Origin of the sequence: Caldivirga sp. UBA161, assembly GCF_002506515.1 — an archaeon.
In the GTDB taxonomy this organism is placed as follows: domain Archaea; phylum Thermoproteota; class Thermoprotei; order Thermoproteales; family Thermocladiaceae; genus Caldivirga.
The window spans coordinates 35,256-36,473 of the sequence record NZ_DAXS01000041.1; the positions used below are offsets into that span (position 1 = coordinate 35,256).

The following is a 1,218-nucleotide window of genomic DNA, read 5'->3' on the forward strand; positions in this document are numbered from 1 at the left end:
TGGTGGAAATATATTACTTAGTGGATACGGGTCTAGGATGCTTAAGGCAATATTTAAGTTGCTTGGATTAATCACCCTAAATAATGCACTAACCCTAAACCCCCCTGATGCATCCAATTCATCCACTGGGTAAAGTAACACCGCACCATACACCTCTGAACCACTGGTTAAGTATGCCCACATTGAGTTAGTGGAACCGGTCTTATTAACTCCTGGGCCAATGCATGAGTAACTTGAGGTGAAGTTGTAGGTGCAGTAGTATGTTGCCACATATTGAGTGAGCATTGGCTTAACACTGCATGTTAATGAGCTTGGCTTAACTAATGTGGCTGTGAAGTTTAGGGTATTGCTTAGGGTTAGGTTATAGATGCCTAGGGTAGGCATGTTGAAGGTTTGGTTAATGTGAACATAAATGCCTGCCCCATTACCCCCACTGTAGATCATGCGTAGGTTGGGTAGGTTTAAGGCACCGTAGAAGTCAGTGAACATGGATATGTTGAATTCAGGTTGATTAACTGGTACTGCTAGGCCTGTGGGGGCGTAGGCTGTGTTGATTACTAGGTTGAATTCCTGCTGAAGCATGCTTAATAGTGAGGTTGGTAATGGCGTCCAGCCAGCCAGTACGTGGAGGTACATTGTTATACCATAATTAATCATATATTTGCTGAAGTTTATTGCAAATGAATCAACCGCAGTACTCATGCTTAATGTTAAGCCCTGAGTCACTAGTAGTGGGTTATACTTGAAGACGTAGTATATGCTCCTCTGGTAAACGTATGCAGGAGCCATTGCGAACACTCTGAATACTACGGCTAAGGCTAGGGCTGCTAAGACTATCACCAAGGCAATGAGTAATACAGCTTGGCCCCTCATTAACCCACCCCTAATCCACTGAAGGCATTACCCCTATAATATAAGTAAAGCTTAATTACATAGGATGCATCGCCAATGTAGACTAAAGCCCTAGAAACACCAGTGGGTGCGTACTTAACTGGGTAGCCGAATACTATAGTCCTATTCACCAGATATAAGTCTGGATTATAGCCTAGGGGGATGACTAATAGCTGGCTTAGGGGTACTGTACTGCTTTGGCCTTGACTATTCCTCTGTATCCAAACCAGTAGGAGCATGGGTGTGCCAGGTAGGTCCCAGTAGCATGCTGAGTAATTTGGTGTACTTAAAGTATTAAGGTAAGCGCATGATATTGGGTAACTATTA

The 1,218-nt window shown here is 43.5% G+C and carries 2 pseudogenes; both read right to left on the reverse strand.

Going from position 1 to position 1,218, the window contains the following annotated elements:
• A pseudogene (locus tag BP896_RS04850) lies at positions 1-873 on the reverse strand (hypothetical protein); the annotation flags it as partial.
• Positions 873-1,218: pseudogene (locus tag BP896_RS04855) on the reverse strand (hypothetical protein); the annotation flags it as partial. The pseudogenes BP896_RS04850 and BP896_RS04855, both read right to left, overlap by 1 nt.